The sequence below is a fragment of the Halolamina sp. genome (assembly GCF_036626355.1).
GTDB lineage: Archaea > Halobacteriota > Halobacteria > Halobacteriales > Haloferacaceae > Halolamina.
This window is the reverse complement of sequence record NZ_JAZKRY010000002.1, coordinates 49,476-71,490: the sequence shown is the minus strand read 5'-3', so window position 1 is coordinate 71,490 and position 22,015 is coordinate 49,476. Positions and strand designations below refer to the sequence as shown.

Sequence of the window (22,015 nt, the reverse complement as noted above, 5' to 3'; positions counted from 1 at the left end):
CCATCACCGACACGGATGGTCACGGCGGGACAGACTCGCCGTAATCACTATCAGTCCCGCCAGTAGAACGTCGGCCCCAGAAACAGATACGCCAGCGCGACGTAGAGGAGGCCGAACGCGAAGGCGCTGCCATAGACGCCGGGGAGTAAAATTGCGCCAGCCTGCACGACACCCATGATGAGTGCGTCCCGTGCGTAGAGGTCCGGATAAACGATATCGGACACCATCAGCGGCGTCAGTATCGTCGCCAGGACCAGGAGGAACACCGCGCCGTGGAAGCCCGTGAGTACGGTTGCCGCAAACAGCGTGGCCGCGAGCGTCGTCGGCACGCCGACCGTCACGTCGTTGCCGCTTTCGTAGGCCGTGTAGAGGCCGAGTCGGGCAACCGCCGCCGCGACGTAGAGCGAAGGCACGAGTACGCCTGCGAGCGCGAGCAGCGCGTCGGTGGAGAGCCCCGAGAGGAGTGAAGCGGGTGAGCCCCAGACCTCCAGGCTGGTGGCCGCGACGACGACGGCAGGGGCGACACCGAAGGTCGCCACGTCCGCGAGCGAGTCGAGATAGGGGCCGGCCTCGGTCCCGCCGTACCGCCGGGCGACGACGCCGTCGAGGCCGTCGGCGATAGCGCCGAGCAGGACGAGCCGGGCGGCGAGGTCGATATCCGCCGTCGCCGCCACTGTCGCCAGAAAGCCGAGGGCTGCGTTGGCGATGGTGACGGTGTCGGCGAGTCCGAGCCGGTCGAGAAACCGCGAGCGCATATCCGCTCTCACTGTCGGGGGCGGTTTACGTGTTTACATCCGCGATACCGGACGCCCGCGGCGACAAATCACGCCGCCTTTAGCGCTCGACCGCCAAGTTATGCTATGGAGCGCCGACGTTATCTCGTCGCTGCAGGTGCCACCGCTGCGCTCGCTCTCGGCGGCTGTCTCGGGCTGACGCCTGACGAGGACGAGAACCACGATGTCGGGATGTCCCCGGCGTCGTTCAACCCCGTCGAAATCACGGTGAGTGTCGGCGAAGAACTGGTCTGGGAGAACACGAGCTCCCGAACCCACACTGTCACCGCCTACGAGAAGGGCATCCCGAACGAGGCCGAGTTCTTCGCCAGCGGCGGCTACGAAAGCGAGGAGGTGGCCCGCCGGGCGTGGAATGAGAGCCTCGGCGGCGGTATCGGCGCTGGTGACCGGTTCAGTCACACGTTCGAAGCCGCCGGCACGTACCAGTATTTCTGTATTCCCCACGAACAGGGTGGGATGCGCGGCACCATCGTCGTCGAGGAGTAGCCGACGGACGCGTTCTCCGTTGGCGTCGAGGAGTAGCCGACGGACGCGTTCTCCGTTGGCGTCGAGGAGTAGCCGACGGACGCGTTTCTCTAGCGGTCACTGACGGATACTGAACGGCACGCGAACGCAGCCGTTATCAACCAGCAACGCACGAAAAGGCGAAATCGCCCGTAGGTGAATGCCGGACTACTCGGCTTCGACGTCCTCATCGGCCACGTCACCGGAAATCGGAGACGCCTGTTGGCTGAAGAGGGCGCTTATTCAGCGCTTTCTTCGACGTCGACGGAGGCCTCCTCCTCGGCGGCGACCTCTGCGGGTCGCGCTTCGAGGGAGAGCTTCTGGACCTCGACGCGACGGAGCGGGTAGATCGTCTTGGCCTCGCCGTAGATGGCCGAAGAGATCCGACCCTCGACAACGCTGTCGATGAGATCCGCAAAGCTGCGCTCCTTGGCAGCATCCTTGACGATGTCGACCATCACCGAGCGGATCGCTTTCTCCTGCGGTCGGTCCGCCTTCTTCGTCGTCAGCGCAACGGGCTGAATCTGGACACGGTAATCGTCCGTCGTCAACAGCGTGACGTTGGCAGCGATCTTGGAGGCACCACGGCGCACGAGCGAGCGCAGGTAATCCCGCGTCAGCTCGTACTGGATGAACTCCGCGTACGCTGCGTCGCTCCCCACGTCGTTGATCTTGAATGTGAGCTTGTTGTTGTTCTGTCCCTGGTCGCCCTCCATCTCGCCCAGCGTGGTCTCGATGGTGCGGCCGACGACCTGGTTTGGCTCCTCTGCCACGGTCTCACCGAGCTCGGCCCGGTCGAACTGCTCGGGCGCGAGCACAGTGTACCAGCGTTTCCCCTGAATCGTGGATGATTTCTCGCTCATAGGTTATGGGTGTCCCGCGCCGTCTCGGCGACGGCGTCGGCGACGGTGAGGTTGACGACGTAGTCGTCGACGGTGGCGGTCAGGCCCCCAGTGCTGTCGCGGGTGACGGTCGTCGTGACCGTCTCCCCGTCGACGCTCGTCGTCATCGCATCGGTGTTGTCGGGAGCGAGCGCGGCGGCCACCACCGCAGCATCGTCGTGGGTGGTGGAAACTACTGCTTCGTGGCTTGCCTCGCTCATAACGCCTCCCTGAACGCATCTGTGAACGTTGTCGTGTCGGTGTCGTAACGCGCTGTACCGGTCGTCTCCGAGGCTCGAGCTGTGCCGCCCACCGCAGCTGCTGCGGCGGTGATGGCCTCGCTCACACTTTCGGCGCCCGACGTGCCTGCTGCAGCGGCGGCGCCGTCGGTGACGGCGAGGACGGTTGGTTCGGGGGACCGGAAATCACGGAATAGCCGTGCGACTGCCGGGAGCGTAGCGGGGTCGCTGCCCGGAACGCGGACGACCACCAGTTCGTGGTGGCGTGCTGTCTCGGCCTCCCGAAGCAGTCGGTGGACTGTCTCCCCGTGGCTACGCCACGCATCGAGCGCCGCGTCGCGGGCGTCGTCGCAACCTAAGACCAGCGGAATGCCGGCGCCTGGTGCCGTCCGGGCGACGGCGCCCAGTACGTCGGCGTAGCCACCGAGCGTGGCGAACGGCCCGTCAGCTGTCGCATACGGGTGTAGCGCTTGCTCGACGTGGTCGGCTGCCCGAGGGCTCGCGCCGTCGGCGGTAACGGTCTCGATTGCAACGAGCGAGGCGAAGCGGCGGTCGAAGCTGTCGGCCGTCGCGTCCTCGTGCTCGTCGTCGGGTTCACCGTCTCGGAGTTCAGCGACGAGCGCTGCGGTAGCGCTCTCGTCACCCGAGAACGCTGCGTGGAGCCGTGTCGACGCCGCGAGGCCGGCCGAATACTCCTCGGTCGGTATCGCGACACCGGGACGGCGCTGTATCAGCCCAGCGCTCTCTGCGGCTTCCAGTGCATGCGGTGCGGACTCGACTCCCTCCCCTGCGGCCAGCGTGCCCGCGAGGGTGAGAACGGGGTCCGGATCGGCGTCGAGTACAGTGGCGGTCCGATAGGCGACCGGGCTTGCCGGTCGGGAAAGCGTCACGTCCCCCTCGACCCCAACTGGGCCAACGGCGACGGTGACGGCGTCCTCTGTCGCGTCCCCCTCGCCGAGGCGGAGCTGGAACGGCAGCGCGCGCTGTTCACACGCCCCTGCGAGGATGCCGGCAGCCGCGAGGCTGTCGCCGTCGCTCGCGGCGACGACCCGCACGAACGGGGCCGACGCGAGCGTTTCAGCGGTGGCGTCCTCGACCGCGGGGCGTGCACTCGACATCTACGAAAGCAGCTCTTCGGCGGTTTCGTAGTCGTACTCGAAGTCCGCGTCGAGCTTGTCGCCCTGGTAGTAGTTCACCAGGCGACGGATCTTCGCTTCGGTGTTCTGGAGCGCCCGCTTGTTCTGGGCGTCCTGCGGATTTCGCTCCATGTGTTTGCGCAGACCGACTGCGCGCTCCATCAGGTTCCGGAGATCCTCGGGAAGCTCGGACTCCGCTCCGTTCTCCTCGAGAATCTCGGTGACTTTCTTCCCGGTCGCCAGCTTGACGTCCGGGATGGGCGTGCCTTTCACGCCCTCATCGCGCAGTTTCAGGCCGATCTGACTGGGGTCGTGGCCCTGCTCTGCGAGTTCGACGACGCGAGACTCCACATCCTCGGCGTCGACGTCGCTCCACTCCGGCGCTTCCTCTGCCACGGGGTTGTCCGAACCGGACGACCCGCGGCGACGAGTGTGCATTCGTGCCATTGGTTTGAGTTGGAACGGCACTGACCGCGAAAAGACCGACGGCTCTGTCGGTACACTTCCGCAATCTCGAAGCCCGGCGGACCCGAGCGAGTCAGATTTGCGGCCGTGCTGTTCCCACTCTCCACTGACCGGCGGGGGAATTAATGGCTTTCCATCCGAGGTCGGTGCTCGGGATTATGCAGTGTCGTCGGTGGCACGGTCTATGAGTCAGCAGAAACAGCGTCTCGATTCGGGTGAGACGGATCGGTCCAGTGGGACACCAGAACGTCCCTGTCTCTTGCTCGGTGAGGTACAGCCGGTCGAACCAGTCGCGGGCAAGACAAGTCAACCAGTGGGCGTTCGCTCACGACGTGCAGTCACCGGCGTGATGGCGGGGGTCAACGCTCGCCCCAAATTGGGGAGGGCGAACGCGCCGGAGACGCCGAGCGACCTACGAGAGCGTTCTTCGTAGAGGGGGTCGCCTTCCGCCCACCATGGTTGGCGTCCGGGCCGTCTGCGACCGCATCGAAGCCCTTAATAATGCGACGGCGAAACGATTTGTTGGCATCGTGGGCTCGTAGATCAGTGGTAGATCATCCCCCTGGCACGGGGAAGGCCCGGGGTTCAAATCCCCGCGAGTCCACTCCGGTCGTTCCTTCGCGACGCTCAGTCACTCAGTCGTTGACTCGGTAGCTCCCATTCAGTTCCGTCGGTCGTTCACGGGAACCCCGCGAGTCCAGCAGCGGACCCTCGTCATTTCACGTCGAATCTGCGGAACCAGCCGGTCACTACACACTCCGTATTCAGAGTCGTTCCGACGCAAGAATCCACCTATCGACGGCGTTATTTCGACAGCAGTTGGTGGCGAGAACCACTGGGGTTTCCCTCACCGGGACTCCGTGTCCAGAGAGCCGCTGTTAGCTGTCCAGTTGCTCAACTACCATCGTGTGCAACTGGTTCAGCTCTTTGAGGACGGCGTTTCGTGCACGCTTGAGATGTGTCCGCTGAAATTTGTACTCGTCGCCCTGTAGCGTGGGAAGATCGGAAACCGGTGCCAGTTTCGTCAACGGTGGTCGATTCGTCGCCGGATCCTGTTCGAACTGTCCGCGTTCCGTATGATCAAGACGGACGAGTCCCCGGGAGAGGCGCTTGATGATCGAATTGGCCGTCTCAGCCGAGATTGCACCGGAATCGACGTCCCGGTAGAACTCATCGATTGTGTTTTCCAGTTGCGCCAGTGCGGTCTGGACGGGGTCGAGGTCGAAGTGATTACCGCCCGCCTCCGCGTAGTCGGTCACGTGTTTTCGTAGAACTTCGACGGAATGCCGGTGATCGAGGGGAAGAATCTCCTCGTTCGTCAATCGGGCAACCACGGTAGCGTACACCCGAGCGTCTCTAACGAGGACCTGCGGATCGGCTTTCTCGATGGTGTCAGTCGAGAGGTGCCAAGCCCTTGCGTGGCCGCCAGAACCGCTCACGACGTGCCACCCTCGTTCTTCGCGTAGTTCCATCGGAATCGTCGACGAGCCCATGAACATCCCGGTGATACCGATATTGTCAAACGAATAGTCGCCCGCTCTGGCGACTCGGGACTCCGCAGAAGCTTTCCCACAGACGTCCGCGATGGCGGACTGACAAAGTTCGTTGGCCTCCGGCATCCACTGGGTTCCCCCGACGAATTCTGTCGCGTCCGCCACGCCCGGAGAGTCCATGTTGACGTGGGCAACACAATTTTCTTCGAGTTCGAGGGCGAACTCGTCCGTGAACCACGTGCTGCCCGCGTACCGGCCCGTGGAGTGGGCAGGCCACCACGCAATCCAGAGATCGCGCTTCAATTGATCCCTGTACTCGTTGAACACTCGCGCGAGTTCCAGCAGTCCGGCATCACCCGTAGCGTTGTCCGTTACCCCGTAGTGCCAAGAATCGAAGTGTGCGTGCAGGAGGACGAAGTCGTCATCGTCCGGATCTGCCTGACCGGGAATCCGAGAGACAATTAGGGGGCAGTTGTACCAGTCCCGGGGAGCACTCGCTGAGACCGTCGCTTCGATATCGGCCTCCCCCGCCGAGAGCTCGAACAGTCGATCTCCGGCGGCCCGAGAGACGTTCACCACGACGATATCCGGAATCCGGTCCTGTCGGTCTGGCTTCGGAACCGCCCCCCAGACCGGCGTGGCGATGCCTTCGTGTGGTTCGTGTGGATGTCCCTGTACGCCGATGACGGCGTTGGCACCCTCAGCCTCGAGGGTTTGAATCATATCTCGCGAGAGATAGTCGGCTTCGACGAGAGCGATCGCATCATCGAGGTCTTCTTTGATCCCCGACAGCTGTGCGGTAAGAATACCGCCGGCATCCGAAGCGTCCGGCGGATCGATTTGAACCACCGGGCCTGTTACTTCCCCGTTCCCCGAGAAAGCGACGGTCTTGACCTCGTTGATCGATTCGGTTGTGGGAGATTCTATGGTGAGTGACGCGTCTCTCGGGTGGCTCAACCACAGTTCCGGATCGTACCTCTCGTAGGGAACGTCGAGGTCGGCCAGTCTCTCGGTGAGATAGCTGGCTGCACGTCGTTCGTCTGCTGATCCGGACTCACGAACGAGGTCCGAGAACTCCTTTACGAGCGCCCACGGCTCTTCTCTCGAGATAGACTCGAAAAGATCGCGCTCGAGACCCGTCAGGTTCGGTTCGTCCAGTTCGTACAGTTCATAATTGTTGGACGACATGAATCCTGCTCTGCTTTGAGACCTAATAATCGTTTAGGTAACGGAAATCGGTATGAAACTGGTAGCAGTTCCGAACCTGACCTACTATCGAGCATCGGTTCGAGATTCGATCAACGCTTTTCCTTGTGTTGGAAGGTGACATGGACGAGCCATCGCCAGGTCTACGAAGAGTTATTTCTGGCGACAGACCTGCGTCGGCCCCTTCCGGGCCTCCTTGGCCCGCTCTCTCGCCTCGCTTGTTCGCGGTGAAATCCTCGTCTGTACGTACCGACCTCGGGGTATGGTTGAGACTGAGGGTTTCAGCCCCGCATCAAATTCATCACTTCGTTGGCAACGTCCGGTTCGACGGCGACGACGTAGCGGTTGCCGGGGGTCAGCGTCGTATCCGGGCGGGCGATCCGCTGGCCCTCATCGTCGGAAACGATCAGTGTCCCCGCGGGAAAGCGCACGTCGGTCAGTTGCTTTCCGGCGGCCGGGGCTCCTTCCGCGACACGAACGAGCATGATGTCGAGATTGCCGGTCACGTCAGCCAGCGTCTGGACGTCGCTGCCGACGATTTCGTTCGCGGCCACGCGCGCACCAGCACGTTCAGGGAAGAGTACTGCGTCGACAAACCGGGTGTAGGCTTCGCCGGTCGAGCGCTCGATACGCGCCACCGTTCGGATTTCGGGAGACAACTCTGCGGCAGCCAGGCAGACCGCGAGGTTCAGCCCGGTTTCACCGGTGAGAGCCGCGATCGCGTCGGCTCGCTTGATACCAGCCTGTTCGATGATGTCAGGATTGGTCGCATCGCCCTGGATAACCGTCGCGATCCATTCGTCGGCGATTTCCGAGACGATTCGTTCGTCACGTTCGATGATCGTCACGTTGTGATCACGGTTGGCAAGTATCTCGGCTGTCTGGAAGCCGACGCGCCCGCCGCCCGCGATGACGATGTCGAGGTCACTGGTCATTGGTTCAGTCTTCAGCTTTCGGTGTTATGTCCGTGTCGGTACCCGTCAGTTCGCCTTTCGGCGGCGCTTTCAGCCGGTTGAGTGCCACGTAGCCGATCCCCCCGAGAATGATCCACCCCACGCTGAGTACCAACGCCAACGGATCCGTCCGGAACAGGTACTCCACGAGAACCCCGGTTAGAATCAGGTTGAGAACGACGCCGATCACCGGCGGCGCGGGGTAGAACGGCATCTCGTAGGGGCGGTTCATGTTCGGACGCTCGCGGCGGAGTCTGATCACGGCGACGTTGACGATAATAAACGAGAGCAGGAAAAACAGGCTCGACATGTTGCCGGCGCTCTGTGTCGGTAGTGCGACCGACGCGAGCATCACGACCGCACTGGCGAGAATCGCGACGAACGGCGTCCCGTAGCGGTGATGCAGTTGACCGAATGATGGCAACAGCTGGCCCTCGCGACCCATCGAGAACGCGACCCGCGAGGAGGCGATCACCACTGCGTTCAGCGCGGTCAGTGTCGAGAACACCGCGCCGAAGACGATGAGTGCGCCGCCGTTCTGGATGACTGGGAGCCCGGTCGGCATGAAGGACGTCGCCGCCGTTGCGATACCTGCCTCGCCCGCGTCCGCGAGTCCTTCGGCCCCGAGCGTTCCCACGGCAACCGTCACGACCGTCAGGTAGACGATCACCGTCGCCACGAGACTGATGAAGATCGCCTTCGGGATGTTCTCTCGAGGGTTTTCGACCTCTTCGGTGACGGTAGTGATGAGGTCGTACCCCTCGAATGCAATGAAGGTGAGCCCCATTGCCGGCAACACCGCGGCAGCCCCGGTGCCCTCTGAGAACAGCGGCTGGAACTCGGCCCCCGAAAACATCGGCGACGTGAGCCCGAACGCGACGAACACCAGCAGGATGCTCACCTTGATAATCGTAAAGATGGTCTCGGCGCTCCCGCTGGCTGCTGTCGAGACCGCGTTGAGTGCTACCAGTCCGAGTACCGCGATGAACGCCAGCAGGAAGGCGATCGGCACCGTCGCGTCGACGACGGGCATCGCGATCGCACCCACCTGACCCGGCGGCGGAACGATTCCGTAGACGTGCAGCAACTCGAGGAAGTTCGGCGCAAACCCCAGCGCGTACAGCGCACCCGCGATCATGTAGGCGAACCAGAGCATCCAGCCCATGATGAACGAGGAGAAGTCGTCGAAAATCTCCCGGACGAAGGCGTACCCGCCACCGCTTTTCGGAATCGAAGCGGCGAGTTCGGCGTACGAGAGACCGGTGAACGCGGTGACGACCCCGTTCAGTGCAAAGACGATGATCGCAGCCGGGCCGGCAATTTCGGCTGCAAGCCCTGTCAGAACGAAGATACCAGCCCCAATCATCGCTCCCATCCCGATCATCGTCGCGTCGAGTAGCCCGAGTTCGGCCTCCGGCGATCGGGTCTGGCTCCCGCTCATTACTCACGGCCACCGTTTCGCTCGTCGTACATTGTACGCTCAGGCGGACTCGCTCGGTGCATATTATTATCGGGTGAGTTCTCCCCTTGCAGGAATTATACCGGTGATTGATAAAGCCAGTTGAGGTCGCGTGCTGACACCGGGGAGTTCGTTTCAGAGTGTAGGAATCGAAGGGTCATTGAAGACGGTTCACTTCGAACGGTCGAACAATGGCACAAAACAGGTACGTCGTCGCCGGTGGGGGACGAGTTGGGCTGCAGACAGCCGAGAATCTCGCGGAACAGGGCCACGATGTGGTGTTGATCGAATCCGACGGGGAGCGCGTCGAGGAACTATCGGAGGCCTACCTCGGCCCCGTCATCCATGGCGACGCGACGCGGCCATCGGTCCTGAAACAGGCCGACCTGGACAACGCTGACGCCATCGCCGCACTCACCAACGAGACGGGAGCGAACTTGGCTATCTGCATGGAAGCACAGCAGGTCGCCCCGGATATCCGAACGCTCGCCAGAGCCGAAACGCGGGCCGAGCAAGAGTACGACGAGGTGGTCGACGCCACCCTGCTGCCACAGTCCCTCGGCGGTGACCACGCGGCGGACATGCTCACCGGTGAGGATATTCAGACGCTCGTCTACCCGACTGCCGAACTCGACATCATCGAGCTGGCCGTCGCCGAGTCAGCGTCAGTGGCGGGGCGACGTCTCGACGAGATCGCACTCCCGGAGGGCAGCCTCCTGATCTCACCCGCAGACCGGAAGGAACTCGCCGGCCCTGAGACGGTTCTGGAGGCCACGGAGCGCTACATCCTTGCGGTCGAATCCGACGTCGTCGACGAGGTGATAAATCTCTTCCGGGCGTGAACTCGCCCGGTCGCGTTTGCGGGCAGCGAAAGATACGGGCAGTCGGGCACTCGCCCCTTCTGCCGCTGGAATCGGTCGCAGCTCCTGCCGAGCTTACTCGGCGAACGATTGCGGCTCCGGTCCCTGTTTCACGGCGTCTGTTTCACCCGTCTCTACGGTCAGAATCATCGCCTGTCCACCGTAGCCGTGGGTCTCATCGTGTCCGCGGACGACGACCTCCGAGACGGTCGCAGGCACCGAGATGGTGCTGGAACGGGTGAACACCTGGGTGCCGTGGGCGTGCAGGAGATCACGGCGACCGAGTTCCGCTCCCTCCCGCGTCTCGACCTGCCACCAGTCCGCGTAGCCGTCCTCTCCGTCGTCGTCATGGATGAGCGACACATCGAAGCGGTACTCACCGTCTGCCTGTTCAACAGTGACACCAACAACGTTTGCTTCCCGAAGATCCAGATCAGCGTAATTCGCGGTGTCTGAGCCACCAGTCGATAGCTCAGTGCTACCTGTCCTATTACTGTTGGGTGACTCGGAAGATTCGCTGCAGCCGGCGAGCCCAGCCGTGATGACACCACCAACTCCAGCGAGATAGCCGCGACGAGTTGGGTTCCTCCCCATCGTCTCGAGAGCTCGGGCGCCGGTGGGAAAAGTACTCGTACAGGAGCTATCAGCGCAATCTCACTCTCGACGTGGCCGGCACCCAGCTTGGTTATCGACCCAGCGGGGCCAGCACGCTCCATCGGCTCTGTCCCGAATCGGGCCCGTGCTTCAGGAATCCGCATCGTGGTTTTTCCGTTGCCGGTGACCGCAGTCCCCTGCAGTTCCGTGGAGGATTGCTCTTCCGAGCGGCACTGTTCGCCGTGGTCGGGCAGGCTCGTCGTGTGTGCGCTCGTCGGGCGGGAGACGCAGATTGCTCAGGGGCGAGGTGCTCTCGGTGCTGTCGAGCCCTCTGGACGCTGAGGCTCGTGAACGCGCGGCGGTTCCGGAGGAGGGGCGCCACATCGGGAAGGCCGCCAATTGGGTTACGGCCAGACGACACGTGAGTCACCGATGCGCCGGCGGACCGCGTTCATCGCCCGGTGAATCGGTTGGGTGACGCCAAGCACCCGGAGGCGTCTGTAGAGCCGTCGTGCTATCGACGCGTTCAGTACCTCCTCGTAGCGTCGGGGGTACTCCTCCCGTAACTGTCGCTCCAGGTCCGCCTTGAACGCTGTTCGAGGAGCTGTCGGGTGGCACATCCGAAGCGTTTCGCTGTACCGACAGTGACCGTCGGCGTCCCGTTCCATCCGCCACCCGAACTCGACGTCTTCGCGCCACTCCGAGAACGCCGAGCGGAACCCACCGACGGACAGCGCGGCCTCCCGCCGCACGGCGAGGTTACAACCGACGTAGTTTCGCGAGCCGAGGTTTCGACAGCCGCCGTAGACCGCGCCCTCGAGACAGACGAGCTCTGGGTCCCCACGAAACTCATGGACGATACGTTCGAGCCAGTCCCGCGGCGGTCGCGTATCGTCGTCGGTCAGGGCGACGATATCCGCGCTCGCCCTGCGGAGCCCTGCGTTGCGCGCCTCGGAGCGGTCGAGTGACCCGTCGTTGACGACGAGCACCTCGTACGGCTGTTCGAGAGACTGGTCGGTGAGACAGCCCACCGTGGTGCTGTGGTCGTACGCGGGAACGGACGGAACGACCACCGAAACCACCGGATCATCGCAAGAACAGGCGTGCTCGATATCCATACAGAGGGAAACGGCGATGTCGTCAAATGTCTGTCGGCTCCGCAACCTGGTCAGTTCCCGTACGGTTCACCCTGGAGACCAACTGTACAGGAAACGGGTTCACGAGCGGTCCAACGGGGAGTAGTTATTAGTCACCAGTATCCTGATACGTCTCCATGGACAACTCTATCGGGACGGCGTCGTTCACACGACTCCACTGGGGGACAGTCGTGCTCGCGGCGGTCACCGGCGTGATCCACCTCGCTATCGGCGTCAGCAGTATCGCGTCGTTCGGCTTTGAACCCCTCGCAGTGGCACTCGCTCTGGCCGGACTCGGCTTCTTCGGGGGGATACTGCTCTTTCTCCGGGACGTCCGGCGACGACAGCTCTACGTCGCGGGGATCCTGTTCACCGCGCTCCAAATCGTGCTCTGGGTGCAGTTCAACCAACTCGGCGGCGATCCCGCCATCAGCCCCGTCGAAATAATCGACAAACTCGTGCAGGTACTGCTGATCGCCGTTCTCGGCCTCCTGTATCGTCAACCGTGAGCCGGGATCGGAACGAGCGATGACGGGACTACTCCTCCGACGGATGAAGTAGAAATGCAATGGTGAGCAGCCCGCCCAAGACCGTCGGGAGCCAGAAGGCGACCGCCCGATAGAGTAGTGCCGCCGCCGCCGCAACCGCGACCGAAACCTCGGCTCCCGTCACGAGCAATCCGCTCAACAACGCTTCGGCAGGCCCCGAACCGCCTGGGAGCGGCGTGAGTCCTGCCAGTTTCGCTGCCGGGATGACGAGCAGGACGAACGGGATGGGAACAGCGACGCCGAGCGCGACAAGCACCAACCAGAGAACCCCGGCCACGGCGACCTGGCCGGCGACGCCGAGCAGGAACGCGGCGACCAGCACGCGCGGATGCGACGCGAGGCGTTCCACCGCGGCGACGAACTCGTCGATTCGCTCGACGGTCGCCGCGCGGGACGGGGTCTCGACAAACGGCAGCTGTGACCCGAGCGCCCGCAGGAGCGTCGCGAGGACGTCAGCGACGACGTCGCGGCGAAGCCACGCGATTGCGACGACGGCCACCCCGATCGCTCCGAGACCGACGACAAGTACAACGGCTTCCTGGAGCCGCTGTGCGACCGCGATTCGGGCGGTGTACCACGCCACGCCAATGAGGCCGAGACAGACGACCGCGAGACGGTTGAGCGCGTTGACGCTTCCAACCGCGGCGAGTCCGGATTCGAACGACGTGCCACTCTCCCGGGCGATAAGGAGAGCGCTCGGCGGGTCGCCGCCGAGTTGCCCGAACGGCGTAACGCTGTTCAGGTACACCGAGGCGAGGAACAGCCCGATCGCCTTCCACACGGGAATCCGCCGATGAATGGCGGCGAACACGATCCAGAGCGAGACGCCCCAGATGAGCAGCGGAGCGCCCCCCGACAGGGCCAGCGTCGTCGCCCACGCTGGCGAGAGCTGTCCGAGCGCCCGAACCACCGCCTCACCCCCGGCTAGCCAGACGTATCCCGCGAGCACCGCCGCGGCGACAGCGGCTCCGAACAGTGTCTCGCGTCCCGAGGGCAAGACCTGCTCAGCGCTGTCGTGGATGTCGACCATCGAAGACAGTTCCTGCCAGGGAACTGACTGGCAATACGAACCAGGGTCCATTATGCGTGGCGGCTGGAACCGGTTTTGCGGACTCGGTGATTCGGCGACAGTACTCGCCAGTGAGATCACAGTATCGAGCTACTGAATTGGGTGTCACCCTGGGCGTCGCACCTCACAGGCCGCGCAGTCGAGGCTCAGCCGCGCTCCTGACCGATTTCGTCAGCAAACTCGTCGATGCCAGCATGTCGCCCCGGACGAGTCACAGGACGCTGAACCGGGCCCGGTTCGAATTACCGGGTGGTGTGTCTTCGGACGGCGCTGGCGTTAGTGAGTGTGTCCGAGAGCCTCGTTGACTTTCTCTCCGAGCTCAGTGAGTTCGTTTCTCGCGCCCTCGGGCACGGAGCTCTGGGGGTCTTCGAGGGCGGGTTGGTCGTGGGCGTCCGGTTCGCCGACGATGACGGTGCCGACCATCCCGACACTTTCGTGTGGGGTACAGCAGTAGTCGTAGACACCCTCGGTCTCGAACGTATGGCGAGCGGTTTCACCCTCCTCACGAAGCATCCCGGTGCTCCAAGGTTCTGCGCGCTCTGGTATCCGGAGGGCTTTCCCCCCATTCTCCGGGTGGTAGGCGACTGCGTTGTGCTGGCCGCTTTCGATTTCCCAGGTCACCGTCCCGCCGGTTTCGACCCAGGCGAGGTGTGGTTTGAAATGTTGCTCGCTTCCGTCGGTTTCCATCGTCACGTGTGCGGTCGGGGAGGGCTCTTCGGGCGTTCCTTCATCGTGGTCGTGGCCATGACCCTCCTCGTCGGTCTGCTCATCGTGCTCGCTGTGTGTATCCTCGTCACCGTGCCCGTCGTCGTGATCACTCGTCTCGTCCTCGTGGTGCTCGGTGTCTGTTTCGTCCTCGTGCTTCTCGGTGTGTTTTTCGTCCTCCGTGCTCCCATCTGCGCCGGTTTCTTCGCCCGAGACACAGCCCGCAAGGCCGAGCGTGAGTGTTGCTCCAGCGGTGCCAGCAAGGAATCGCCGTCGACTCTGCGTTTCGTTGGACATCTTGATCACCTCACAGATGCGTGTACGAGCGGAGGCCGGATAGGCTGGGAACCTGTTTTGCACGCGACGCAAACCGGTCCCATTCTTCAGTATGCCCGCTTGTGTAACGGACACTGCGAGGAACAGCTGTGTCCAGTGACGAACCACCTGCCGTACTGCTGGAGCTACTCGGCGAAGAGCTCGTCCGCCAGATTCTTGCAGCGACGAGCCGGGAAGCCATGTCAGCGAAAGAACTCAGCGAAACATGTGACGTTGCCCGCTCCACCATCTATCGGCGAGTGGAGGACATGATCGACGCCGACCTCCTCGTCGAGCGGACGCAGATCGAAGCGGACGGAAGCCATCACAGCCGTTACGAAGCGAACATCGATCACCTCGACATCGATATCGACGAAGGAACGATCGACGTCAGCGTACACGTTCGTGAAGACGCAGCCAAACGATTTTCACGGATCTGGAGTGATATCCGGGAGACTTAACCATGCACATCGAACTCGTCATCGCGAAACTCATCACCGTCGGACTCGGGTTGTTGATAACGTATCAGGCGTACAATGGATACAGCGTCCATGGCAGCGAGCCGATGCTGTACGTCGCTGTCGGATTCCTGTTCATCAGTGTCGGATCGGTCATCGAAGGGGTGCTGTTCGATGTGTTCGACCTGTCGATCTTTCTGGCCGGCACTATCCAGACCGGCATCGTCGCGGTGGGGATGCTGGTCATTCTGTACTCGTTGTATGGACAGCTACCCCAATCAACAGACGAAAGTGATGATTCGTGAGTGATGGCTGGGAACTGGCGTTGGTTGGAGTCCGCGTTCTCCTGCTCGGACTGGGGCTTACGACGACAGCTATCAGTTTTCGCGCGTACCGTCAGGAAGGGACTCGTTATCTCCGCGACGCGACAATCGGGTTCGGCTTCATCACCCTCGGCGTCCTCATCGAGGGATTTCTGTATCAACTCACGACACTGACGCTGACCCAGGTCCACATTGCTGAATCAGTTGCACTCCTTTGCGGATTTGCCGTCCTCCTCTGGTCGTTCCTCAGATGAGCTACCCACCTGTACACGGGTGGGATTCAGTGTATCAAAACAGGCCAACATCTCGATTTCCCCAGCGAGCTAAAATGTGCGAAATCAGGGAAGACCATCCCTGATTACAGTATGAGATATACTGCCGGACAGAAGTCAGTACAGACTCGCTCACCAGTCTCTGGCTCTCACACGAGCTGACGGCCGATTCACGGCGAGCGATGGTTGCATCGTTCTGTCCGGCAGTATGAATACAGGGCGCCTCTGTGACACTCTCTCAGATTGTGGAATCACGGTGGCTACCCCCGAACACAGATGAGTTCATGCGGCTCAGACGGTCAACTGGCCACTACCCAACGATACCTGTACGGCGAGTATCCCGCCCGTGCCATTCTCGCCGGTCTCGGGGTGGGGGTACGACTGTGCTCATTCTCCTCCCAATTGGACTCTTTGAGTTCGATACATCTGGACTGTTCGGCAGGATCGCCTTCGTTACAGCCTTCGACGTGCTGTCCGGGGTCGCTGGGGCGATCAATGGCTGGTATCGGCTCGGATCACCTGCCGCTGAAGTGGTCTCGCCCCGGGTGTAGCGTTCTATATTTGTCCCCTATTTTCATTCAGACCGTTTTGTACTGGTTCCAGGAAGATCGATATTCGTTGTGCTACGTGGCTCCTCTGTGTTGAATGCTGAGGAATCTCTCACCGTACTCTGGGCCAGATTATCGACACAGCCGTAACCACTACTCCATCCCGAGCAGCCGGTAGCGGAAGTCACTCCACTCCTGTTGGAGCCGGGTGGCTTGCCTCACGAGCGCGGCGGTGACGATTTCGCTGTTTGCCCCGTGAACTGCCGGATGACCGCCGGCAATATGTGGGTTGGGAGTCAAGCAGTCCTATGGCGCCATCGCACGTCCTCGTCCCGCTCGACGGATCACCGCTGGCGGATGCGGCATTGGAAGAGGCACTCGAACTCTTCGACTGTCAAGTGACAGTCCTGAACGTGGTGACGCCCATCGACGCGTCGATGAGTGAAGGGGGGATTCTCGAACCCGGCGAGGACCGCCGTGAGAGCGCACGTAACCGGGCCGACCGCATCATCGAACGAGCAAAATCCCACGCGATGGAGGTCGACCGAACGGTCGAGACGGCGATAGAGACCGGTGAGCCAGCCGAGACAATCCTCGAGTACGTCGCCGCCCACGACGTCGACCGCATCGTGATGGGCGGGCACGGGGGCGAGCAGGGCGAGGTCGCCCGGCGGTTGCTCGGAACCGTGGCGACGAACGTCGTCAGCGAGGCGCCCGTGACCGTGACCGTGGTCCGCTGAGCAACCGGTGCTCAGCCACCGAGCGCCGCGGCGAAGAGCTTGTAGAGCCCGAATCCGACTGCGATAGAGGACCCGAGCGTGATGACCCAGAACCCGAGCGTCACGCCAATCTTTCGGCGGGAGACGCCCCCCGAGCCGCCGGCGAGTCCACCACCGATGACTCCGGAGATGATGATGTTGTTGAACGAGATGGGGATCCCCAGCGCGATGGCGAGTTGCGCGATGATGAACCCGGGGACCAGCGCGGCGATCGAGCGTCTGACCCCCAACTGTGCGTACTCGCGGGAGGTCGCCTGGAGCAGCTTCGGCGCGCCCATCCAGGCGCCGGCGAGGATGCCGGTCGCGCCGAGAGCCAGGAGAACGATACTGGGCAGGCCGAGTTCCACACCGTAGAGGTTCTCGAGTGGACCGGTCGCCAGTCCGACCTGACTGCCGCCACTCGAGAAAGCGACGACGCTCCCGAGAACGATGAGGAACGTGCGGATGCCTTTTTCAGCTGACTGTTGTGTCCGTCGGCGGATCGCCCGGAAACTCACCACGGCAGCGCCCAGCGTGACCAGCACCGCAACGGGTTCGATTCCGAGGACTGTCGGTGTCTGGAACTGTCTCGAGATGAAACTCGCGATGGAGCTCTGAGCGACGGTTGGCGGCGAGGGGATAACCGCCAGCTGGACGTTTGCGACGATTCCGCCGACGACCCCCGCCAGGAGCGGAACGCCGACCGTATCTGGGATATCGTCGCGGCGGAGGAGGGTCGCCGTCAGATAGGCAAGTCCGCCCGAAACAGGGGGAACGAGCAGCCAGAAGATCCCGATTCGCCGGTACGTATCGACGGCGGGATCGCCGCCGAGCGAGAGGCCGACGCCGACCATCGCCCCGGTGGTCGCGAACGCCGCAGGGACTGGATAGCCAGTGTAGACGCCGATGACCATGAACCCAGTTGCGGTCAGAAGCCCCGCCGTTGCCGCGAGCGACGTGATCTGGACACCGTTGATGAGCCCGGCCCCGATCGTCTCCGAGATCGCCCCGCCCTGGGTGAGTGCGCCGAGTGCCGCGAGGATGCCGATCAGGAAGGCCGCCCGCATCGTCGAGATGGCATTGGCGCCGATCGCCGGCGCGAACGGTGGTGAGTTGCTGTTCGCACCGAGGGCCCACGCCGTGGCGAGGCTCGTGAGTGTTGCCAGTACGACCAGGGCCCAGAAGAGAACCCCCGGCACGTTCAGACTCCTCCACGATTGAGCGGGTACCGTACGGGAGGGTGAATCATGTTGCTGTGATAGATATGCTCCCGAATAAACGTTCGCGTGCGCAACTGCTCGTCGAACACTCGCGACGGCCGAAAGCGGCTGTTGTGCGTTCGGGAGGATACGGCCGTGAGCAGGCACTCTGTCAGCCGATTCTTGACTGCGGTCGCCGGATTGGGTCGGTACTGATACTGCCGGACAGAAGACAATAACGACTCCCTCACCAGTCTCTAACCAACTGCTATCGAGGATTTTCACCAAGAAATTCCGTCGGAACCGGACGTATTACCCGAATTTTACCCTTCGTACGCCGGCTCCTCCTCGGCCGGCTGCATTGCTCTTCGGGGGACAGCTTGCGGTTTTCAGGGACCGAATCCGGTCCGAGCCGCATCGGTCGCCGCCTGCTCGCTCGCGGTATCCAGGTCGAACTCGCGAACGAGTTCGCCGTCACGGATGAGCGGTTCGAGTAACGCTTCGCCGTCTTCCGGGCCGGCGCGGTTGGCGAGACCAACGTGATGGCCGCCGTCGGCAGTCCGGTAGACCTGCTTTCGTCCGGAGAGCTTTCCGCGCTTTGCGCCAGCCGTGCCGTCCACCTCGACGATATCGAGGGCGAAATCAACCGGGTCAGCGTTACTGATGTATCCACCGACCCCGAAGCCGTCGACGACGTCCCGGAGCTGCTGTATCGTTTCGGGCGTGACCCCGCCGCTCACGAAGATGTCGACGTCCTCGTTCCCGTTCGCGTCGAGTTCCCACCTGACCTCCCTGACGATGTGGCGGAAGTCGCCCCGCCGTGAGCCGGTCGTATCGAGGCGGACAGTTTCGAGGGAGTCGCCGAGGGTCGCAGCCGCACGCATGACCTCGTCCACCTCGTCGGAGTACGTATCACAGAGAGCCACCCGGGGAACAGCATCGGCGACAGCCTCGTCGAACGCTCGCCATGCCAGTTCCTGGTTCCCCTTTCCGAAGCAGATCAGTAACGCGTGGGGCATCGTTCCGCCGGCCTCCTGGCCGATGACCTCGCCAGCAGCGACGTTCGAGAGGCCGTCGAGTCCACCCAGCAGCGCGGACCGCTCGACAACCGCCCCGATCGAGGGATGGACGTGTCGCGTCCCGAAACTCAGGACCAGTGATTCCGGTGCCGCCTGACGGGTGCAAAGTGCGTTCGTGGCGATGCCTGACGCGTGGGAGAGAAAGCCCAGTAGCGCCGTCTCGTACCGCGCAAAGTCGAGATACGCTCCCTCGATCTGGAGAACCGGGCCGCCGTCGAAGAGCGTCCCTTCGGGCAGCGCGTCCACGTCGATCGGTAACCCGTCGAGAAGATGCGCCGCGTCTTTCAGGCCGGCGAGCAGTTCGAACTCGCCGGACGGGAACTGGTCGGCCGTGACCTCGGCGACGACGGTGGGGTTCCGGTCCGCGTACTCGAGTGTCTCGACCGTTCGGTCGAAGTATGCGTCAGTCGCGTCCCCTGCCTCGATTGCCTTGGGTTGGATGATGTCGAACTCGCTCATGTGTAGCATGTCTTCGGGCTATTCGACACACAGCAACCGTCCTCGTGGCCGCTGTGGGTCGTCCGTATTGAATATCCGTAGCCTTATGCTCAAAAACCCAGTACACCGCCGCGCGTCCCCAGGCCATCTCGCACGGCTCCGACCCGTACCCCTGCGGCTCCGGTTCCAAGCACTGGGACGACCAGTGACTCACAGTCGAGTTCGTCGGCTTTCTCGAAGCTGTTCCGCGTCGCCGCGCGGATGCTCCCGGGAGTCGCGCGCCCGTCGCCGTAGTGCGGCATCGCGACCGCGTGGATGACGTACTCGGCATCGAGTTCGTAGGCGTCGGTCACGGCGACCGCTCCGAGGTCGATGGGGCCTTTCGACACCGCTTCCTCGTTGATCGGGCCGTTTGCGTGTCGGCGGAGCGCGCCGGCGACACCGCTGCCCATCTGGAGACTCGTCCCCGCGGCGTTCACGAGGGTGTCCGCCTCCTGTTCGGCGATATCCCCCTGGACGATAGTGAACTCCATACTCACCGATATGCAGCGCACGTAATTAACCCCGAATCCGCCAGAGACGTCTGATATGGGGACAGCCCGTCCGCTGTTCGCGAAGTAGGTAGTCCCAGCTCGGTCTCGGTCGTCACCGACTGCCCCTGCAGACACCCGGTAGGCCCGATGGCGAGCCCCTTCGTGAGGTTGTGCAGGCCGATACTACTGCGACGAGAGAGGAAACCCAGAGGCCGCTGCTGACTCGGCTGTCTCCCGCGGCAACGGGGCCCTCGCGCCAGGCACTGATCGATCGGACGAGTAACAGCGCGCCGAGGATGCCGAAGACGACCAGCAGGTTCCTCTCGAAGACGTCCGGCACTCGCTCGGCGGGGTCGAACGCCTCGAACCCGGCGTCGAACGTAGGAACGCTCGTACGCCGCTGGCCTACAGGAGAATCGCGTGCAGCCACCGGTCGCTCAACTGCGTTCGGTGACCCGTCGCCGTTGGAGGGCGATGGACGCAGCGGCGACGAGGACGACGGCGACGAGGTGTCCCAGAACGGCGACGACGAGGATGAGGTGGTCAGTAACGAACGGGAGCAGCATCACCTGGACAGCTGCAAACAGCACGTTCAGCGCGTCCAGGCGGGCGAATCGACCGGTCGTTGGCCGGTCGAAGCTGTATCGAAGCGACCGCCAGAACCCGACAACCGTCGCCCACCAGCACGTCCCGATGCGGTAGATGACGTCCCAACAGATGAGTAGCAACAGCACCACCGCAATCGCGGGTGGCTCCGGACCCAGTAGCTGCTGCAGGAGTGTCGGCTGGGAGCCTCGCGGGTCGACCACGAACAGGTATGTGACAAACAGCACGAATGCGAGGAGGCTTAGCGCCATCTCCACGCTGGAGCCAAACAGCAGTCGGCGATACGGTTCCGGCGTGCGTAGTTCCCGGATGGTCCGGCTGAACGTCAGCATCAGCCAGCTCCCGACGACGGCGACGACGATGGCTGCGGTGGCGGCCGGGACCGCGTCCCAGAGCCCATAGCCCGCCGCGACCGCGAGCACGGCGGCTTCGAACAGGACCAGTTGGATCGCGAGTGCCATCCGGTCGGATAGCTGCAGTCCGGGAACCGCGCCGACGAGACTCTCGTACACCCACGTCTCCCCGTAGTTCGGGGCCATCAGTCGCTGTCCCGCTCTTCGAGGGCTCGTCGGACCGCGATTTCGAACGGCGTGCGGTCCACTGGAACCAGTGACTCGAGCCGGTCGTCCGTCACAACCACGTCCGTCGCCATGCCGTCGATGAGGGGGTACGCAACTCCGGCCGGGACGTTGGTGACGAGATCAACCCAGTAGGCGGAGAGCCGCGGCGTCAGGATCGGGACCGGGACGATGATCGGCTTCCGCCCGGTGAGTATCTGCCCGGTTTCGACCAGTATATCCCGATATGTGAGTACGTCAGGGCCACCGATTTGGTACGTCTCACCCGCTGTTTCGGGGACGTCGAGAATCCCGACGAGATACGCGATGACGTCCGATATCGCGATCGGCTGGACGCGAGTCGAGACCCAACGTGGCGTGATCATCACCGGCAGTTGCGAAGAAAGCTGGCGGATGATCTGGAAGCTCGCACTCCCGTCGCCGATGATGATCGCTGCCCGGAGCACAGTCAGGTCGTACTCGCCCTCGCCGAGAACCTCCTCGATCTCCCGCCGTGAGCGGAGATGGGCCGAGAGGTCCTCGCCGTCCACACCCAGCCCACTGAGGTAGATGATCCGATCGACACCCGCAGCGTCGGCGGCCTCGGCGAAGTTGCGCGCACCCTGCCTGTCGCGTTCTTCGAACCCCGCGCCACCACCCATCGCGTGGATGAGGTAGTAGGCCGCGTCGATATCGGCAAGCACGCCCTCGAGCGTCTCCGGCTCGAGTACGTCCCCCTGAAAAACGGTGACTCCATCCCGCGGGACGTACGCATCGGTGTTCCTGACAAGAGCGGAGACGTCGTGCCCAGCAGAACGGAGCGCGGGGACGAGTCGGTCACCGACGAACCCGGTTACGCCGGTGACGAGAACGTTCATACGCTCGGT

At 63.1% G+C, this 22,015-nt stretch carries 24 protein-coding genes and 1 tRNA gene; 8 read left to right on the top strand and 17 right to left on the bottom strand.

What is annotated here, in order from left to right; genetic code table 11:
* Positions 1–50: 50 nt before the first annotated feature.
* Entirely contained in the window at positions 51–755 is a 705-nt protein-coding gene (locus tag V5A38_RS00740; protein ID WP_332323826.1) for a protein sorting system archaetidylserine synthase, read from the bottom strand.
* 105 nt (positions 756–860) lie between these two features.
* Here V5A38_RS00740 and V5A38_RS00735 point away from each other — a divergent pair, with 105 nt between their 5' ends.
* The gene (locus V5A38_RS00735) at positions 861–1,280 is read left to right on the top strand and encodes a plastocyanin/azurin family copper-binding protein (RefSeq protein ID WP_332323825.1); all 420 of its coding nucleotides are present in this window, start codon (positions 861–863) and stop codon (positions 1,278–1,280) included.
* Between the two features lie 257 nt (positions 1,281–1,537).
* Here V5A38_RS00735 and V5A38_RS00730 read toward each other — a convergent pair whose 3' ends face one another.
* Genes V5A38_RS00730 through V5A38_RS00715 form a run of 4 tightly spaced genes read right to left on the bottom strand, consistent with a single transcriptional unit; the run spans position 1,538 to position 4,001 of the window.
* Positions 1,538–2,161: a 30S ribosomal protein S3ae gene (locus V5A38_RS00730; RefSeq protein ID WP_332323824.1), complete on the bottom strand. Its 624-nt coding sequence runs from the start codon at positions 2,159–2,161 to the stop codon at positions 1,538–1,540.
* On the bottom strand, positions 2,158–2,400 hold the full coding sequence (locus V5A38_RS00725; RefSeq protein ID WP_332323823.1) for a KEOPS complex subunit Pcc1: 243 nt from the start codon (positions 2,398–2,400) through the stop codon (positions 2,158–2,160). Before V5A38_RS00725 ends, V5A38_RS00730 begins: the two co-directional genes overlap by 4 nt.
* Positions 2,397–3,536: an exonuclease RecJ gene (locus tag V5A38_RS00720; RefSeq protein WP_332323822.1), complete on the bottom strand. Its 1,140-nt coding sequence runs from the start codon at positions 3,534–3,536 to the stop codon at positions 2,397–2,399. Before V5A38_RS00720 ends, V5A38_RS00725 begins: the two co-directional genes overlap by 4 nt.
* Positions 3,537–4,001 carry a 30S ribosomal protein S15 gene (locus V5A38_RS00715; RefSeq protein WP_332323821.1) on the bottom strand — a complete coding sequence of 155 codons (465 nt, stop codon included), beginning with the start codon at positions 3,999–4,001 and terminating at the stop codon, positions 3,537–3,539.
* A gap of 550 nt (positions 4,002–4,551) precedes the next feature.
* Here V5A38_RS00715 and V5A38_RS00710 point away from each other — a divergent pair.
* Positions 4,552–4,623: transfer RNA gene (locus V5A38_RS00710), tRNA-Ala, on the top strand.
* Between the two features lie 274 nt (positions 4,624–4,897).
* On the opposite strand, the gene V5A38_RS00705 is transcribed toward V5A38_RS00710, so the two are convergent.
* The 3 genes from V5A38_RS00705 to V5A38_RS00695 form a co-directional block, all read right to left on the bottom strand.
* Entirely contained in the window at positions 4,898–6,700 is a 1,803-nt protein-coding gene (locus tag V5A38_RS00705) for a M28 family peptidase (protein ID WP_332323820.1), read from the bottom strand.
* 299 nt (positions 6,701–6,999) lie between these two features.
* Positions 7,000–7,653 carry a TrkA family potassium uptake protein gene (locus V5A38_RS00700; protein ID WP_332323819.1) on the bottom strand — a complete coding sequence of 218 codons (654 nt, stop codon included), beginning with the start codon at positions 7,651–7,653 and terminating at the stop codon, positions 7,000–7,002.
* A 4-nt stretch (positions 7,654–7,657) separates the two neighbouring features.
* Positions 7,658–9,112 (bottom strand): APC family permease, encoded by a 1,455-nt coding sequence (locus tag V5A38_RS00695; RefSeq protein WP_332323818.1) that lies wholly within the window; start codon positions 9,110–9,112, stop codon positions 7,658–7,660.
* A 209-nt stretch (positions 9,113–9,321) separates the two neighbouring features.
* On the opposite strand from V5A38_RS00695, the gene V5A38_RS00690 reads away from it, so the two are divergent.
* Entirely contained in the window at positions 9,322–9,972 is a 651-nt protein-coding gene (locus V5A38_RS00690; RefSeq protein WP_332323817.1) for a TrkA family potassium uptake protein, read from the top strand.
* Positions 9,973–10,065: 93 nt separating this feature from the next.
* On the opposite strand, the gene V5A38_RS14605 is transcribed toward V5A38_RS00690, so the two are convergent.
* Both V5A38_RS14605 and V5A38_RS00680 read right to left on the bottom strand, forming a co-directional pair.
* Entirely contained in the window at positions 10,066–10,584 is a 519-nt protein-coding gene (locus V5A38_RS14605) for a hypothetical protein (RefSeq protein WP_345786263.1), read from the bottom strand.
* A 404-nt stretch (positions 10,585–10,988) separates the two neighbouring features.
* Positions 10,989–11,702 carry a glycosyltransferase family A protein gene (locus V5A38_RS00680; RefSeq protein WP_332323815.1) on the bottom strand — a complete coding sequence of 238 codons (714 nt, stop codon included), beginning with the start codon at positions 11,700–11,702 and terminating at the stop codon, positions 10,989–10,991.
* A gap of 155 nt (positions 11,703–11,857) precedes the next feature.
* Here V5A38_RS00680 and V5A38_RS00675 point away from each other — a divergent pair, with 155 nt between their 5' ends.
* Positions 11,858–12,229, top strand: a complete 372-nt coding sequence (locus V5A38_RS00675; RefSeq protein WP_332323814.1) for a hypothetical protein — start codon at positions 11,858–11,860, stop codon at positions 12,227–12,229.
* Between the two features lie 28 nt (positions 12,230–12,257).
* On the opposite strand, the gene V5A38_RS00670 is transcribed toward V5A38_RS00675, so the two are convergent.
* Positions 12,258–13,298 (bottom strand): lysylphosphatidylglycerol synthase transmembrane domain-containing protein, encoded by a 1,041-nt coding sequence (locus V5A38_RS00670; protein ID WP_332323813.1) that lies wholly within the window; start codon positions 13,296–13,298, stop codon positions 12,258–12,260.
* A 315-nt stretch (positions 13,299–13,613) separates the two neighbouring features.
* On the bottom strand, positions 13,614–14,339 hold the full coding sequence (locus V5A38_RS00665) for a plastocyanin/azurin family copper-binding protein (RefSeq protein ID WP_332323812.1): 726 nt from the start codon (positions 14,337–14,339) through the stop codon (positions 13,614–13,616).
* A gap of 128 nt (positions 14,340–14,467) precedes the next feature.
* Between V5A38_RS00665 and V5A38_RS00660 the strand changes: the two genes are divergently transcribed.
* The 4 genes from V5A38_RS00660 to V5A38_RS00645 all read left to right on the top strand — a co-directional run bounded on the left by V5A38_RS00660 (position 14,468) and on the right by V5A38_RS00645 (position 16,698).
* Positions 14,468–14,818, top strand: coding sequence for a helix-turn-helix domain-containing protein (locus tag V5A38_RS00660; protein ID WP_332323811.1), 351 nt, complete (start codon positions 14,468–14,470; stop codon positions 14,816–14,818).
* Positions 14,819–14,820: 2 nt separating this feature from the next.
* A complete protein-coding gene (locus V5A38_RS00655) occupies positions 14,821–15,120 on the top strand; it encodes a hypothetical protein (RefSeq protein ID WP_332323810.1) in 300 nt (99 codons plus the stop codon).
* Positions 15,117–15,392 carry a hypothetical protein gene (locus V5A38_RS00650; RefSeq protein ID WP_332323809.1) on the top strand — a complete coding sequence of 92 codons (276 nt, stop codon included), beginning with the start codon at positions 15,117–15,119 and terminating at the stop codon, positions 15,390–15,392. The genes V5A38_RS00655 and V5A38_RS00650 overlap by 4 nt, the downstream gene beginning before the upstream one ends.
* A gap of 874 nt (positions 15,393–16,266) precedes the next feature.
* Positions 16,267–16,698 (top strand): universal stress protein, encoded by a 432-nt coding sequence (locus V5A38_RS00645; protein WP_332323808.1) that lies wholly within the window; start codon positions 16,267–16,269, stop codon positions 16,696–16,698.
* A gap of 11 nt (positions 16,699–16,709) precedes the next feature.
* On the opposite strand, the gene V5A38_RS00640 is transcribed toward V5A38_RS00645, so the two are convergent.
* From V5A38_RS00640 to V5A38_RS00620, 5 genes are all read right to left on the bottom strand, one after another.
* A complete protein-coding gene (locus V5A38_RS00640) occupies positions 16,710–17,915 on the bottom strand; it encodes an inorganic phosphate transporter (protein WP_332323807.1) in 1,206 nt (401 codons plus the stop codon).
* Positions 17,916–18,304: 389 nt separating this feature from the next.
* Positions 18,305–19,453: a nicotinate phosphoribosyltransferase gene (locus V5A38_RS00635; RefSeq protein WP_332323806.1), complete on the bottom strand. Its 1,149-nt coding sequence runs from the start codon at positions 19,451–19,453 to the stop codon at positions 18,305–18,307.
* Between the two features lie 89 nt (positions 19,454–19,542).
* Complete coding sequence (locus V5A38_RS00630) at positions 19,543–19,965, bottom strand: macro domain-containing protein (protein WP_332323805.1); 423 nt, start codon at positions 19,963–19,965, stop codon at positions 19,543–19,545.
* A gap of 437 nt (positions 19,966–20,402) precedes the next feature.
* Positions 20,403–21,110 carry a hypothetical protein gene (locus V5A38_RS00625; RefSeq protein ID WP_332323804.1) on the bottom strand — a complete coding sequence of 236 codons (708 nt, stop codon included), beginning with the start codon at positions 21,108–21,110 and terminating at the stop codon, positions 20,403–20,405.
* Positions 21,110–22,006, bottom strand: a complete 897-nt coding sequence (locus V5A38_RS00620) for an NAD(P)H-binding protein (RefSeq protein ID WP_332323803.1) — start codon at positions 22,004–22,006, stop codon at positions 21,110–21,112. Before V5A38_RS00620 ends, V5A38_RS00625 begins: the two co-directional genes overlap by 1 nt.
* Positions 22,007–22,015: the final 9 nt, after the last annotated feature.